Genomic DNA, 13,992 nt, shown 5'->3' on the forward strand with positions numbered 1-13,992 from the left:
AACGGCGGTACGGCACCGTGAGATAATCGCGGCCATGGACATGACCTCTCGAATGACGTCGCACTTTCGCGACGCCATGGCTGCCTACGAACAAAGCATGAACGTGCTGGCCGAACCGCTGGCGATAGCGGTGGACGTGCTGTTCGGCGCCCTGGCGAACAACGGCAAGATTCTGGCTTGCGGCAATGGCGGCTCGGCCGCCGACGCGCAGCACTTCATCGCCGAACTGGTGGGCCGCTTCGAGCGCGAGCGCCTGCCCCTGGCCGGCATCGCGCTCAATACCGACACCTCCATCCTGACGGCGGTGGGCAACGACTACGGCTTCGACGAGGTGTTCGAGCGCCAGGTCAACGCCTTCGGCCAGGCCGGCGACGTGCTGGTGGCGATCTCCACCAGCGGCAACTCTCCCAATGTGGTGCGCGCCATGGAGGCCGCCAGCGCCCGTGAAATGCACGTGCTCGCCCTGACCGGCAAGGGCGGCGGCGTCATGGGGGAACTCATCACGCCCATGGACGTCCATCTATGTGTTCCCAGCGATCGCACGATGCGCATCCAGGAAGTCCATATTCTGCTGCTGCACGCGCTGTGCGACGGCATAGACGCTCTTCTGCTTGGAGACACCGAATGATTTCTGACGTCCGTACCGCTGCCCGTCCGCTGATGCTCGCCGCGGCGCTGTCCACCGCCGCCCTGTCGCTGACGGCCTGCGCGCCGCTGATCGTGGGCGGCGCCGCCGCCACCACGGCGGTCGTCGTGACCGACCGCCGGACCTCCGGCGTCCAGCTCGAGGACCAGAACATCGCCTTCAAGGCGCAAAGCCAGATCTCGCAGAAGCTGGGCGAAACCGCCCGCGTCAACGCCATGGCCTACGGCGGCCACCTGCTGCTGACCGGTGACGTGCCCTCCGAAGAGGCCAAGAGCCAGGCCACCGCCATCGCCCAGGGCGTGGAAAACGTCAAACAGGTCGTCAACCAGCTGACGGTCGGCCCCATCGCCTCGTTCAGCGTGCGCTCCAACGACACCTGGCTGACCTCCAAGGTCAAGACCGCCCTGCTCAACACCAAGTACGTGCCGTCGGGCACCATCGCCGTCACCACCGACCACAGCGTCGTCTACCTGATGGGCAAGCTGACCCAGACCGAAGGCGAGTACGCGGCCAATGCCGCCGCCGACGTCGGCGGCGTGGCCAAGGTGGTTAAACTGTTTGAAACGATCAGCCGCGAGGAAGCGATCCGGCTGTCGAACAGCGGTTCCTCGTCCAACCCCACCACGGAATCCAAAGCGCCCATCGAAAGCGGCTCCGGCGCGCCCAGCGGCAACGCGGGCGGCACGGGCGGCGGCGTTGAGGTCATGCCCATCAAATGAAAAAAGCCATCGTAGCGCTCGCCGTCCTGGTGGCGGTCGGCATCGGCGCCTGGTTCGTGCTGCGGCCCACCCAGACCGCGCCCGACGTCACCTTCACGACCCTGGAAGGCAAGACCTTCTCCATGCAGGACCTGCGCGGCAAGGTCGTGCTGGTCAAATTCTGGGCCACCAGCTGCGTGACCTGCGTGAAGCAGATGCCCGAGACCATCGCGGCCTACAAGCAGTACGCAGACCAGGGCTATGAGGCGGTCGCCGTCGCCATGGACTACGATCCGCCCAACTTCGTGCTGAATTTCGCCGAGACGCGCAAGCTGCCGTTCCCGGTGGCGCTGGACACCAAGGGCGACATCGCCCGCGCCTTCGGCGACATCCGCCTCACGCCCACCGCCTTCCTGATCGACAAGAAGGGCAACATCATCAAGCGCTACCTGGGCGAATACGACGTCGCCGAATTCCACGCCACGGTGGAAAAGGCGCTGGCGGGCTGAGCCCGCCCGCCGCGGTGGCGGCCTCAGAAGGCCGGCACCACCGCGCCCTTGTACTTGTCCTGGATGAACGTCTTGACTTCAGGCGTGTGCAGGGCGTCGACCAGCTTCTTGATGCCCGGCGCGTTCTTGTTGTCCTCGCGGGTCACCAGGATATTGGCGTAGGGCGAATCGGAACCCTCGATGAACAGCGCGTCCTTGGTCGGCACCAGGCCGGCTTCCAGCGCGTAATTGGTGTTGATCAGCGCCAGGTCCACGTCATCCAGCGAGCGCGGCAGCATCGCCGCTTCCAGTTCGCGGAACTTCAGCTTCTTGGGATTTTCGACCACGTCGGCCGCGGTCGCGAGGATGTTGGCGGGGTCCTTCAGCTTGATCAGGCCCTGCTTTTGCAGCAGCACCAGCGCGCGCCCGCCGTTGGACGGGTCGTTCGGGATGGCGACGCTGGCGCCGTCCTTCAGTTCGGCCAGGCTCTTGACCTTCTTGGAGTAGCCGCCGAAAGGCTCGACGTGCACCAGGGCCACCGGCACCAGATTGGCCTTGCGGTCCTTGTTGAACGAGTCCAGGTAGGGCTTGTGCTGGAAGAAGTTGGCGTCGAGCTGCTTGTCGGCCAGCTGCAGATTGGGCTGCACGTAGTCGCTGAAGACCTTGATGTCGAGCTCCACGCCTTCCTTGGCGAGCTTGGGTTTCACGACTTCGAGGATCTCGGCGTGCGGCACCTGGGTTGCGCCCACCACCACTTTTTCGGCGTGGGCCGCGTTGGCCGCCACCAGGAAGGCCGAGGCCAGCAGGGCCGAGCGGACAAGATTCAAACGCATGTGTTGCCTCTTATGTAGGAATTAAAAATTGGGGACAATTTGTCCGGCCAACATAGCCCGTGGGCCTGAGCGCCACAATTTACCTGAATGGCGGTTATTTGTCGGGCATATGAACATGGGTTTAAAGCATAAGAAACCTGTGGGTACTACAATCCGTCGTATGCTTGCGCTACCGCGTTCCGAACGCGTTTTTGTGCAGGCATTTTTTCTAATCTTTCATATATTTATTTTGCCGACTTAGCTGCCATGACCGACACCCCCGACCCTGCTGCCGTTTCGTCTCCTGCCGTCAAAGCTGCCGTACTGTCCGAAGCGCTGCCGTACATCCGACGATTCCACGGCAAGACCATCGTGGTCAAGTACGGCGGCAACGCCATGACGGAAGAGCGATTGCAGCGCAGCTTCGCGCACGACGTCGTGCTGCTGAAGCTGGTGGGCCTGAACCCGGTGGTGGTCCACGGCGGCGGTCCGCAGATCGACGACGCGCTGCGCCGCATCGGCAAGCAGGGCACCTTCATCCAGGGCATGCGCGTCACCGACGCCGAGACCATGGAAGTCGTGGAATGGGTGCTGGGCGGCCAGGTCCAGCAGGACATCGTCATGATGATCAACGAGGTCGGCGGCAAGGCCGTGGGCCTGACCGGCAAGGACGGCGGCCTGATCCAGGCCCGCAAGAAGCTGATGGACAACAAGGACAACCCGTCCGAACCCATCGACATCGGCTTCGTCGGCGACATCACCACGGTCGAGCCGGCCGTGGTCAAGGCCCTGCAGGACGACCAGTTCATCCCCGTCATCTCGCCCATCGGCTATGGCGAGGACGGCACGGCCTACAACATCAATGCCGACGTCGTCGCCGGCAAGATGGCCGAGGTGCTGGGAGCCGAAAAGCTGCTGATGCTGACCAACACCCCGGGCGTGCTGGACAAGGGCGGCAAGCTGCTGCGCAGCCTGTCGGCCCAGACCATCGACGAACTGTTCGCCGACGGCACGATTTCCGGTGGCATGCTGCCCAAGATCTCGTCGGCGCTGGACGCCGCCAAGAACGGCGTGAATTCCGTGCACATCGTCGACGGCCGCGTGCCGCACTGCCTGCTGCTGGAGATCCTGACGGATCAGGGCGTGGGCACGATGATCAGCTCGCATTGAGGGTCCCCCCCCGAAGCGCCGGGAGCGCTTCCCCCCCAGGGGGGCGCCGCTGCGGACCGGCGGAGCCGGATCCGCGCGGCCCGGCTCGTGGAGGGGGTGCTGGATTTGGAGCGCCTAGTTCTTGCTGGTGCTTGTGTCAGGCTTTCTCGTTCGGGTCACGGAGTTTTTGATGCGGGTTCATCGTCAGTTGCTGCGGCCGGGGGTGCGGGTGCGCCGGTCGCGGCGCACGGGCGCGGATGCGTCCGAGCGGCTGTGGCTGTTCGATCTGGACAATACGCTGCACGATACTTCGCACGCGATTTTTCCGAAGATCGACCATGGCATGACCATGGCGGTGGCCGAGGCGCTGAGCGTGGACGTCGATACCGCCAACCGGGTGCGGTCGCTGTACTGGAAACGCTATGGCGCCACCATGATCGGCATGGTGCGGCACCACGGCGTGAACGCGCACGAGTTCCTGCACCGCAGCCATGACTTCGACGTCAATCCGCTGGTGCGGGCGGAAAAGGCGCTGGCGTACAAGCTGCGCCGGCTGCCGGGGCGCAAGGTGCTGCTGACCAACGCGCCGCTGCACTACGCCCGCGCGGTGCTGGCGCGGCTGGGCATCCTGCGCCAGTTCGACAGCCTGTGGGCCATCGAGCACATGCAGCTGCACGGCGAGTTCCGGCCCAAGCCCTCGCCCGCCCTGCTGCGCTACGTGCTGGCGCGCGAAGGCGTGCCGGCGCGCCGCGCGGTGCTGGTGGAGGACACCCTGGCCAACCTGCGCGGCGCACGCAGCGCCGGCCTGCGCACCGTCCATGTGTATCACCCGGGCACGCCGTTCTCCCGCGGCCGCTCGCAGCGTCCGGCCTACGTGGACTTGCGGGTAAACTGCGTCAGTGATTTGCTGTTACGCCGACGCCCCCTGCGGTAGCGGCGCGCTCCTCCCTCCCCTCCACCGTCAGCCTGCGCGAGAGCAGACACTTCCATGGCGAGCAAACCCGGCGAGCGCAAGACCCAGATTCTGCAGACCCTGGCCGAGATGCTGGAGCAGCCGCACGCCTCCCGCATCACCACGGCCGCCCTGGCCGCGCGCCTGGAAGTCTCGGAGGCCGCGCTGTACCGGCACTTCGCCAGCAAGGCCCAGATGTTCGAAGGGCTGATCGAATTCATCGAGACCAGCATCTTCACGCTGGTCAACCAGATCGCCGCGGCCGAGCCGCAGGGCCTGGCCCAGGCGCACCAGACGGTCGCCATGCTGCTGACCTTCTCCGAGCGCAACAAGGGCATGACGCGGGTGCTTACGGGCGACGCCCTGGTGACCGAAGACAACCGCCTGCAGGAACGCATCAACCACATCAACGACCGCATCGAGGCTTCGCTCAAGCAGTCGCTGCGCATCGCGGTCAGCGACGGCGGCCTGCCGCCGCAGGCCAATGTGTCGGCGCACGCCAGCCTGCTGACGCACCTGGTGCTGGGCCGCTGGCTGCGCTATGCGCAGAGCGGCTGGCGTGTTGCGCCCACGCTGCACCTGGACGAACAGTTGCGCCTGGCGCTGGGGTAGACGCCTTGCCGCCGGCGGGGGCCGATGAGCATAATGCGCGAGGCAAGTTTTCCACAAGCGTGATTCGTAGTTCGATTGATCTCCATCAATACGGGTTTTCCTTAATGCCGTCACGATCATTCTGTAGCATCGACATGCCGAATTGAACAGGGCCCGAGCTCGCGGGGCGGCATGTCGTCAGTTTGACCTCAACCGGAGATGGATATGACCGCGCAAGCCGCCGCGCCTGCCACACAGGCGCCAAAGAAAACCAAAATCCCCATCGGATTGATCGCCGGCATCATCGCGCTGATAGGCGTGCTGATGCTGCCTCTGCCGGCCGACCTGCCGGTCGCGGGCCACCGGATGCTCGCCATCCTCGCGTTCGCCGTCGTGGTCTGGATCACCGAAGCCGTTTCCTACGAAGCCAGCGCGATCATGATCACCACGCTGATGGCTTTCCTGCTGGGAACGGCTCCGACGATCAAGGACCCCCAGGTGATGTACGGCACCTCGGCCGCGATCAGCATGGCGCTCAACGGCTTTTCCAACTCGGCGCTCGCGCTGGTCACGGGCGCGCTGTTCATCGCCGCGGCGATGACCTTCACCGGGCTGGACCGCCGCATCGCGCTGGTGACCCTGTCCCGGGTCGGCACCAGCACGCGCCGCATCCTGATCGGCTGCATCGCCGTGACCATCGTGCTCAGCCTGGTCGTGCCCAGCGCCACCGCGCGCAGCGCGGCCGTGGTGCCCATCATGATGGGCGTGATCGCGGCCTTCGGCGTGGACAAGCGCTCCAACATCGCCGCCGGCATCATGATCATCGTGGCTCAGGCCACCAGCATCTGGAACGTCGGCATCCAGACCGCCGCCGCGCAGAACCTGCTGACTGTCGGCTTCATGGAAAAAATGCTGGGCCAGCGCGTGGCCTGGTCGGACTGGCTGATCGCCGGCGCCCCCTGGTCGCTGATCATGTCGGCCGTGCTCATCATCATCGTGCTCAAGCTGCTGCCGCCGGAAAGCGACAGCATCGCGGGAGGCAAGGAAGCCGTCGAGAAATCGCTGCTCGAACTCGGCCCCATGACCGGCGCGCAAAAACGCCTGATGGCCGTGTCCATCCTGCTGCTGCTGTTCTGGTCGACCGAAGGCAAGCTGCACCGCTTCGACACCACCTCCACCACCTACTTCGGCCTGGTGCTCCTCTTGCTGCCGCGCTTCGGCGTGATGACCTGGAAAGACGTGCAATCGCGCATCCCATGGGGCACCGTGATCGTGTTCGGCGTCGGCATCAGCCTGGGCACCGCCCTGCTGACCACCCAGGCCGGCCAATGGCTGGGCAACCAGGTCGTGGCCCACACCGGCCTGGACCACCTGGGACCGCTGGCCATCTTCGCCATCCTGTCGGCCTTTCTGATCATCATCCACCTGGGCTTCGCCAGCGCCACCGCGCTGACCTCGGCGATGCTGCCCATCCTGATCTCGGTGCTGGCCACGCTGCCGGGCGACTTCAGCCGCCTGGGCATGACCATGCTGCTGGGCTTCGTGGTGAGCTACGGCTTCATCCTGCCCATCAACGCGCCGCAGAACATGGTGTGCCTGGGCACGGAAACCTTCAACGCCAAGCAGTTCGCCAAGGTCGGCATCCTGGTCACCATCATCGGCTACGCGCTGATGATGCTGATGGGCGCGACCTACTGGCGCTGGCTGGGCTGGCTGTAAGGAGCGCGCATCATGAAAAAGCTCTCCATCGCCCAAGCCTATGAATACGGCCGCCGCGTGCTGATGGCGCAAGGCGTGCCCGAGGACATCGCCCGCGACGTGGCCGAACACCTGGTCGAATCCGACCGCGTGGGCTACGCCAGCCACGGCCTGTCCATCCTGACGAACTACCGCCGCGTGCTGTCCGAGGGCCTGGCCCGCCCCGACGGCCGCCCCGAACTGGTCAACGACCGCGGCGCCATGCTGGCCTACGACGGCCACAACGGCCTGGGCCAGTACGTCGGCAAAGTGGTCATCGAAAAAGCCATCGAGCGCACCCAGGAGCACGGCCAGTGCATCCTGACCCTGCGCCACAGCCACCACCTGGGCCGCATGGGCCACTTCGGTGAAATGGTGGCGGCCAAGGGCCTGATCCTGCTGGCCTTCACCAACGTGATCAACCGCGCCCCCACCGTGGCCCCCTTCGGCGGCGCGCAGGCCTGCCTGACCACCAATCCGCTGTGCTTCGCCGGCCCCCTGCCCGGAGGCCGCCCGCCCTTCATCGTGGACATGGCCACCAGCTCCATCGCCGTCAACAAAGCCCGCGTGCTGGCCGCCAAGGGCGAACCCGCCCCCGAAGGCGCGCTGATCGACGCCCAGGGCAACCCCACCACCGACCCCGGCGCACTCTTCACCGACCCGCCCGGCGCCCTGCTGCCCTTCGGCGGCCACAAGGGCTACGCCCTGGGCCTAGTGGCCGAGCTGCTGGCCGGCGTCCTGTCCGGCGGCGGCACGATCCAGCCGGAACACCCCCGCAACGGCGTGGCCACGAACAACATGTTCGCGCTCCTGCTGGACCCGCAGGTGGACTTCAACACCGACTGGCGCTCCCTGGAAGTCGGCGCCTTCATCGACTACCTGCACGCCTGCAAGCCCCAACCCGGCGTCGAATCGGTGCAATATCCCGGCGAATACGAAGCCCGCAACCGCGCCATCAACGCGGACACCGTGGAATTCGACACCCGCATCTGGGAAGGCCTGACCAAACTGGCCGTGGACCTGGGCGTCCCCGAGGCACTGCCGCAAAAAGGCTGAGCAGCCGTCCACCGCCGGATGGGTGGCGCCCGCGCCACCCATCACCCCCCAGCGCATTCGCGCAAGCGCACAAAATGCGGCTAGGTCTTAGCCGACCGATGCCGACTGATACTCATCATGATGCCGAACGCAATCCCCATGGTGAACAAAGCCGTCCCCCCATAGCTCATGAACGGCAACGGCACTCCCACCACAGGCAGAATCCCCGTCACCATCCCCACGTTCACGAATACGTAGATGAACAGCATCATCGTCAACGCCCCCGCCAGCAGCCGCCCGAACTGAGACGACGCCCGCGCCGCGATCGTCAACCCGCGCGCCATCATCAAGCCGTACAGCACCAGCAGCGCAATCCCCCCGTACAGCCCGAACTCCTCCGCGTACACCGCGAAAATGAAGTCCGTCGTCCGTTCCGGGATGAAATCCAGATGCGTCTGCGTGCCCTTCATGTAGCCCTTGCCGTACACCCCGCCCGAGCCCACCGCGATCATCGACTGGATCGTGTGGAACCCCTTGCCCAGCGGATCGGAACTGGGATTGAGCAGCGTGCAGACCCGGTGCTTCTGGTAGTCGTGCAGCACCACCCAGTCCACGTCCGGCTCGCACAGCTGGTCCTCGTAATAGACCAGCGTGCCGATGGCCAGGATGCCGGCCAGCATCACCGGCACCAGCAGCTTGAACGACAGGCCCGCGAAATAGATCACGAAAAAGCCCGCGCCGAACACCAGCAGCGCCGTGCCCAGGTCGGGCTGCAGCACGATCAGGCCGAACGGCGCGGCCAGCATCGCCGCCGCGGCCAGGAAGTCGCGGATACGCACCGCGCCCTCATGGCGCTGAAAATACCAGGCCAGCATCATCGGCACCGCGATCTTCATCATTTCCGACGGCTGGATGCGGGTCACGCCCAGGTTCAGCCAGCGGGTCGCCCCCTTGCTGGTCTCGCCGAAAAACTCCACCCCCAATAGCAGCACCACCCCCACCACATAGAACGGCAGGGCCAGCTTCATCAGCCACTTCGGCGGAATCAGGGCCATGGTCCACATCGCGAAAAACGCGATGACGAAATTGCGCGACTGCTCGGCGAAGCGCCAGTCGGTGCCGCCCACCGCCGAATGCATGACGGTCAGGCCCAGCGCCGCGAACATCAGCAGGATCGCCAGCAGCGGCCAGTCGAAGGCGGTGAACACCCGCAGCAGAATGAGACCCAGGCGTTTCATCGTTGGCGCACCACGTCGGAGGCTATGGCTTCGACCGAAGCCAGGGGATCGGCGGGCTGCGGCTGCGGCCGCGGCTGCGCGACCTGGTCCTGGCGCTCCTTGGCCAGCCAGTAATCGAACACTTTGCGCGCGACCGGCGCGGCCACGCTGGCGCCCCAGCCGGCGTTCTCCACGATCAGCGCCACCGCGATGCGGGGGTGCTCCAGCGGCGCGAAGCCCATGAACAGGGCGTGGTCGCGCAGGCGCTCGTCGATCGCGCTGGCGCGGTAATGGCCGCCGCGCAGGCTGAACACCTGCGCGGTGCCGGTCTTGCCGGCCGCCTGGTAAGGCGTGTTGGCGAAGGCGCGCCGCGCCGTGCCCACGCGCACCACGTCGGCCATCGCGTTCTTGATGACGTCGACGTTGGCCTGCTTCAGGGGAATCCGGTAGTCGGGCGTCGATTCGGTCGGCTTGGCCACGCCGCTGCGCGGATCGCGCACCGCGTGCACCAGGTGCGGACGGCGGTACAGGCCGTTGTTGGCCAGCGTGGAGGTGCCCTGCGCCAGCTGCAGCAGCGTGAAGGCGTTGTAGCCCTGGCCGACCGCCACCGAAATCGTCTCGCCCGCGTACCAGCGCTGGCGCTCCTTGTCCTTGTAGGCCGAGCGCTTCCAGTCGGTCGAGGGCAGCACGCCGCGCTTCTCGCCTTCCAGGTCGATGCCGGTGATCTGGCCGAAACCGAACTGCTTGGTGAAATCGTGCAGCGCGTTCACCCCGATCTCGGGGCCCAGCGAATAGAAGTAGGTGTCGGACGACACCACGATGGCGCGGTGCATGTCGGTCATGCCGTAGGCCGCGCCGCCGGCGTTGCGGAACTTCTGGCCGCCGAACTCGAAGTAGCCCGGATCGGAGATGCGGTCGGTGGCCCGGCGCTTGCCCAGCTCCAGCGCCGCCAGGCCGACGAAGGGCTTGTAGGTCGAGCCGATGGGATAGGTGCCGTACAGCGGCCGGTTGATCAGCGGGTGGTCCGGCGATTCGTTCAGCATGCGCCAGTTGTCCACGTCGATGCCGTCGACGAACAGATTGGGATCGAAGGACGGCTGCGACACGAAGGCCAGCACCTCGCCGGTGTCGGGATCGAGCGCGACCAGCGCGCCGCGCTGCCCTTCGAACGCCTGTTCGGCCACTTTCTGCAGGCCCAGGTCGATCGACAGCATGATGTCGGAGCCGGGCACCGGGTCGATGCGGCGCAGCGTGCGCATGGGACGCCCGCCGGCGGTCACCTCGACCTCTTCCAGCCCGGTCTTGCCGTGCAGCTGTTCTTCCCAGGTCTTCTCGATGCCCTTTTTGCCGATGACGTCGGTGCCGCGGTAATTGCCCATCTGGCCGGTGCGGTCCAGCTCTTCGATGTCGCCCTCGGCGATGCGGCCGATATAGCCCACCACATGGGCCGCCGACACGCCTTGCGGATACTCGCGCACCCAGCGCGCGCGCAGTTCCACGCCCGGGAACTGGAAGGAATGCGCGGCGAACCAGGCGGCCTCGGTGTCGTTGAGATTGTTGCGCAGCTGCAGGCTGGCGTAGCGGCTGGACTCGGCGGCGCGGCGCTTGAAGCGCCGCTGGTCGGCCGGGCTGATGTACACGACCTCGGTCAGCCGCTCGAACAGCTCGTTCAGGTTGCCGGCCTGCGCCGGCACCACTTCCAGCGTATAGGTGCGGTAATTGCGCGCCAGCACTTCGCCGTTGCGGTCCAGGATTTCACCGCGGCGCGGCGGAATCGGCACGACCGCGATGCGGTTGCGGTCGGCGCGCTCGGACAGGCCCTCGTAGCGGTCCACCTGCAGATACCAGAAGCGCCCGACCAGCACCCCGAAACACGCCAGCGCGAACAGCCCGCCGACCCAGGCGCGCAGGCGGAACCGCTGCTTCTGCTGCTGGCCGGTTTTTTTGAATTCGAACATGACGCGGCGCCGCCCTCAGGCGGAGGACGATTCGGCGTCGTCGGCGCCGCGCTGCGGCAGGTGCAGAACCCAGCCCGCCAGGGGCCACAGGGCCGCGGTCAGCAGCACGCTGACGCCCCAGTCCCAGCCCGGCCATTTGCCGGCCAGCCAGGCGTGGATGATCTGCGTCAGCAGGCGCGCCAGGAAGAACACCGGCAGCATGTGCATCGCCTGGCTCCACAGGTCGAAGCGCTGCAGCCGGCGATGCAGCACCACCGCGCCGTAGGCCACCAGCGTGTAGGACAGCGCGTGCTCGCCCAGCAGGCCGGCGTCGTGCACGTCCATCAGCAGGCCGAAGAAGAAGGCGGTGAACAGGCCCACCCGGCGCGGCTCGTGCACGCACCAGAAGGCGATGATCAGCAGCAGCACGTCGGGCGCGCCCTGCCACAGCCGCCACGGCAGCAGCGACACCAGCCACACCAGCAGCACCGTGCCCCAGACGAACAGGCCGTGCGCCGGACCGGACAGGCGGTCGGGCTCCACGTTGCTGGGCGTGCCCAGGCGGCGGGGCCGGGCCGCGGATTGATTAGTCCGATCCACCGGAATCGACCTCCTGACGGTTGGATTCGGCGCGGGCCACGTCCACCTGCAGCACCAGGAAGTGGCGATAGCGTTCGGGATGGGCCAGCGGTTCGCCCACGGCGCGCGCGAAGCCCGAGGCCGTATCGCGCTCGACGGAGGTCACCTTGGCCACCGGCAGGCCGGCCGGAAACAGGCCGCCCACGCCGCTGGTGACTATGGTATCGCCTTCCTTGATGTCGGCATTGGCCGCCAGGTAGCGGACTTCGATCTTGCCCGGCGAGTTGCCGCCGAAGGCGATCAGCCGCAGGCCGTTGCGCAGCAGCTGCACGGGAATGGAGACCTGCTCGTCGGTGACCAGCGCGGCCTCGGCCGTCATCGGCGTGACGCGCACGATCTGGCCGACCACGCCGCCTTCGTCGATCACCGGCATGCCCGGCGCCAGGCCGGCCTTGCTGCCCTTGTTGAAGACCAGGCGCTGGGTGAAGGCGTTGGTGGGTTCGTACATGACCTCGACCACCACGGCGGCCTGCGCCACGGTATCGGTCACGCCCAGCAGGCGGCGCAGCTGCGCGTTCTCGGCGGCCAGCTGGGCCGCGTGCGTGGCCACCTGGGCCAGTTCGATGCGCTGGCGCTGCAGGGCTTCGTTTTCACTGCGGATGAGATTGGCCGCGTTGACCCATTCGTTGACCTGTTCGACCAGGTCGCGCGGCGCCATGACGGCGCGCTGGAAGGGATACAGCGCCACGGACACCGCCCGGCGCGCCGGTTCCAGCATGCGCCACTGCGAATCCATGACGATCAGGGCCAGAGCAAGCAAGACCAGGACGACCAGCCGCACCTCCGCAGGAGGGCCGCGCCTGAATAGGGGGGGAGTCCCTTGTCGTTGCATGAATTTCAGCCCGGACGCCCGCGCCCATCGCTGCGGCAGCGGCCGGAGCCGCGAACCTGCGGGGCTCCGGGCTGGCGCGCGGAATTAGTCGTTGATGAAAATGGCGCCCAGCTTTTCAAGATGTTCCAGCGCCTCGCCGCAACCGCGCACGACGCAGGTGAGCGGATCGTCGGCCACCACCACGGGCAGGCCGGTTTCTTCCTGCAGCAGGCGGTCCAGGTCGCGCAGCAGCGCGCCGCCGCCGGTCAGGGCGATGCCCTTGTCGGTGATGTCGGCGCCCAGTTCGGGAGGCGTCTGTTCCAGCGCGATCTTCACGGCCGAAACGATCTGGTTGAGCGGGTCGGTCAGCGATTCCAGGATCTCGTTGGACGAGACCGTGAAGCTGCGCGGCACGCCTTCGGCCAGGTTGCGGCCCTTGACCTCGATTTCGCGGACTTCGGAGCCGGGAAAGGCCGAGCCGATTTCCTTCTTGATGAGTTCGGCGGTGGGCTCGCCGATCAGCATGCCGTAGTTGCGGCGGATGTAGTTGACGATGGCCTCATCGAACTTGTCGCCGCCGACGCGCACCGAACCCTTGTAGACCATGCCGCCCAGCGAGATGACCGCCACTTCGGTGGTGCCGCCGCCGATGTCGACCACCATCGAGCCGCTGGCGTCGGAGACGGCCAGGCCGGCGCCGATGGCCGCGGCCATGGGTTCCTCGATCAGGAACACGTGCGAGGCGCCCGCGCCCAGCGCCGATTCGCGGATGGCGCGGCGCTCGACCTGGGTCGAACCGCAGGGCACGCAGACGATGATCCGGGGGCTGGGAGCCAGCATGTTGCGGGGATGCACCATGCGGATGAACTGCTTGAGCATCTGCTCGGTGACCGTGAAGTCGGCGATCACGCCGTCTTTCATGGGCCGGATGGCTTCGATGTTGCCGGGAACGCGGCCGAGCATCTGCTTGGCTTCGTGGCCGACGGCCTGGATGATCTTCTTGCCGTGCGGGCCGCCTTCATGACGGATCGCGACCACGGACGGCTCGTCGAGCACGATGCCCTTGCCGCGGACGTAGATCAGCGTATTGGCGGTACCGAGGTCGATCGCCATATCGCTGGAAAAATAACTGCGCAGGAATCCGAACATGGGAGCTCAGCTAACTCTGGGGGGGAATTGGGTACATGCCGCGGGGCGTAGGGCCCGGATGGGGACGGGTCCGCCTGTCTTCGCGACGATTAAACCGTGAATCATAACTTATAATTTCCGCGGAAATAGCG

At 66.3% G+C, this 13,992-nt stretch carries 14 protein-coding genes; 8 read left to right on the forward strand and 6 right to left on the reverse strand.

The window, feature by feature from the left end:
- The first annotated feature begins 34 nt into the window (after positions 1–34).
- Genes AC1M14_RS25080 through AC1M14_RS25090 form a run of 3 tightly spaced genes read left to right on the forward strand, consistent with a single transcriptional unit; the run spans position 35 to position 1,853 of the window.
- Positions 35–628 (forward strand): phosphoheptose isomerase, encoded by a 594-nt coding sequence (locus AC1M14_RS25080; protein WP_165359025.1) that lies wholly within the window; start codon positions 35–37, stop codon positions 626–628.
- On the forward strand, positions 625–1,365 hold the full coding sequence (locus tag AC1M14_RS25085) for a BON domain-containing protein (RefSeq protein ID WP_102775217.1): 741 nt from the start codon (positions 625–627) through the stop codon (positions 1,363–1,365). Before AC1M14_RS25080 ends, AC1M14_RS25085 begins: the two co-directional genes overlap by 4 nt.
- Entirely contained in the window at positions 1,362–1,853 is a 492-nt protein-coding gene (locus AC1M14_RS25090) for a peroxiredoxin family protein (RefSeq protein WP_102775216.1), read from the forward strand. The genes AC1M14_RS25085 and AC1M14_RS25090 overlap by 4 nt, the downstream gene beginning before the upstream one ends.
- A gap of 23 nt (positions 1,854–1,876) precedes the next feature.
- On the opposite strand, the gene AC1M14_RS25095 is transcribed toward AC1M14_RS25090, so the two are convergent.
- On the reverse strand, positions 1,877–2,665 hold the full coding sequence (locus AC1M14_RS25095) for a MetQ/NlpA family ABC transporter substrate-binding protein (protein WP_479730625.1): 789 nt from the start codon (positions 2,663–2,665) through the stop codon (positions 1,877–1,879).
- A gap of 246 nt (positions 2,666–2,911) precedes the next feature.
- Here AC1M14_RS25095 and argB point away from each other — a divergent pair, with 246 nt between their 5' ends.
- The 5 genes from argB to AC1M14_RS25120 all read left to right on the forward strand — a co-directional run bounded on the left by argB (position 2,912) and on the right by AC1M14_RS25120 (position 8,129).
- The gene (gene argB, locus AC1M14_RS25100; protein ID WP_102775214.1) at positions 2,912–3,814 is read left to right on the forward strand and encodes an acetylglutamate kinase; all 903 of its coding nucleotides are present in this window, start codon (positions 2,912–2,914) and stop codon (positions 3,812–3,814) included.
- 169 nt (positions 3,815–3,983) lie between these two features.
- Positions 3,984–4,727 carry a pyrimidine 5'-nucleotidase gene (locus tag AC1M14_RS25105; RefSeq protein ID WP_479730626.1) on the forward strand — a complete coding sequence of 248 codons (744 nt, stop codon included), beginning with the start codon at positions 3,984–3,986 and terminating at the stop codon, positions 4,725–4,727.
- Between the two features lie 54 nt (positions 4,728–4,781).
- Entirely contained in the window at positions 4,782–5,357 is a 576-nt protein-coding gene (gene slmA, locus AC1M14_RS25110; protein WP_102775212.1) for a nucleoid occlusion factor SlmA, read from the forward strand.
- A gap of 204 nt (positions 5,358–5,561) precedes the next feature.
- Entirely contained in the window at positions 5,562–7,055 is a 1,494-nt protein-coding gene (locus AC1M14_RS25115; protein WP_102775211.1) for a DASS family sodium-coupled anion symporter, read from the forward strand.
- 12 nt (positions 7,056–7,067) lie between these two features.
- A complete protein-coding gene (locus tag AC1M14_RS25120) occupies positions 7,068–8,129 on the forward strand; it encodes an Ldh family oxidoreductase (RefSeq protein WP_479730627.1) in 1,062 nt (353 codons plus the stop codon).
- Between the two features lie 80 nt (positions 8,130–8,209).
- Here the strand turns inward: AC1M14_RS25120 and rodA are convergent, their stop codons facing one another.
- The 5 genes from rodA to AC1M14_RS25145 all read right to left on the reverse strand — a co-directional run bounded on the left by rodA (position 8,210) and on the right by AC1M14_RS25145 (position 13,861).
- Positions 8,210–9,346, reverse strand: a complete 1,137-nt coding sequence (gene rodA, locus AC1M14_RS25125) for a rod shape-determining protein RodA (protein ID WP_102775209.1) — start codon at positions 9,344–9,346, stop codon at positions 8,210–8,212.
- Entirely contained in the window at positions 9,343–11,283 is a 1,941-nt protein-coding gene (gene mrdA / locus AC1M14_RS25130) for a penicillin-binding protein 2 (RefSeq protein ID WP_111826866.1), read from the reverse strand. The genes rodA and mrdA overlap by 4 nt, the downstream gene beginning before the upstream one ends.
- Before the next feature lie 15 nt (positions 11,284–11,298).
- On the reverse strand, positions 11,299–11,862 hold the full coding sequence (gene mreD / locus AC1M14_RS25135) for a rod shape-determining protein MreD (protein ID WP_168202279.1): 564 nt from the start codon (positions 11,860–11,862) through the stop codon (positions 11,299–11,301).
- Positions 11,849–12,733: a rod shape-determining protein MreC gene (mreC, locus tag AC1M14_RS25140; RefSeq protein ID WP_102775206.1), complete on the reverse strand. Its 885-nt coding sequence runs from the start codon at positions 12,731–12,733 to the stop codon at positions 11,849–11,851. The genes mreD and mreC overlap by 14 nt, the downstream gene beginning before the upstream one ends.
- Positions 12,734–12,817: 84 nt before the next feature.
- Positions 12,818–13,861 (reverse strand): rod shape-determining protein, encoded by a 1,044-nt coding sequence (locus AC1M14_RS25145; RefSeq protein ID WP_006216320.1) that lies wholly within the window; start codon positions 13,859–13,861, stop codon positions 12,818–12,820.
- Between the last annotated feature and the right edge of the window lie 131 nt (positions 13,862–13,992).

It is taken from the genome of Achromobacter sp. SX5, assembly GCF_056711425.1.

Bases quoted from the DNA above. Each gene is read 5' to 3' on its own strand.
- AC1M14_RS25080 (WP_165359025.1), top strand. From the start codon at position 35: ATGGACATGACCTCTCGAATGACGTCGCACTTTCGCGACGCCATGGCT.
- AC1M14_RS25085 (WP_102775217.1), top strand. From the start codon at position 625: ATGATTTCTGACGTCCGTACCGCTGCCCGTCCGCTGATGCTCGCCGCG.
- AC1M14_RS25090 (WP_102775216.1), top strand. From the start codon at position 1,362: ATGAAAAAAGCCATCGTAGCGCTCGCCGTCCTGGTGGCGGTCGGCATC.
- AC1M14_RS25095 (WP_479730625.1), bottom strand. From the start codon at position 2,665: ATGCGTTTGAATCTTGTCCGCTCGGCCCTGCTGGCCTCGGCCTTCCTG.
- argB (WP_102775214.1), top strand. From the start codon at position 2,912: ATGACCGACACCCCCGACCCTGCTGCCGTTTCGTCTCCTGCCGTCAAA.
- AC1M14_RS25105 (WP_479730626.1), top strand. From the start codon at position 3,984: ATGCGGGTTCATCGTCAGTTGCTGCGGCCGGGGGTGCGGGTGCGCCGG.
- slmA (WP_102775212.1), top strand. From the start codon at position 4,782: ATGGCGAGCAAACCCGGCGAGCGCAAGACCCAGATTCTGCAGACCCTG.
- AC1M14_RS25115 (WP_102775211.1), top strand. From the start codon at position 5,562: ATGACCGCGCAAGCCGCCGCGCCTGCCACACAGGCGCCAAAGAAAACC.
- AC1M14_RS25120 (WP_479730627.1), top strand. From the start codon at position 7,068: ATGAAAAAGCTCTCCATCGCCCAAGCCTATGAATACGGCCGCCGCGTG.
- rodA (WP_102775209.1), bottom strand. From the start codon at position 9,346: ATGAAACGCCTGGGTCTCATTCTGCTGCGGGTGTTCACCGCCTTCGAC.
- mrdA (WP_111826866.1), bottom strand. From the start codon at position 11,283: ATGTTCGAATTCAAAAAAACCGGCCAGCAGCAGAAGCAGCGGTTCCGC.
- mreC (WP_102775206.1), bottom strand. From the start codon at position 12,733: ATGCAACGACAAGGGACTCCCCCCCTATTCAGGCGCGGCCCTCCTGCG.
- AC1M14_RS25145 (WP_006216320.1), bottom strand. From the start codon at position 13,861: ATGTTCGGATTCCTGCGCAGTTATTTTTCCAGCGATATGGCGATCGAC.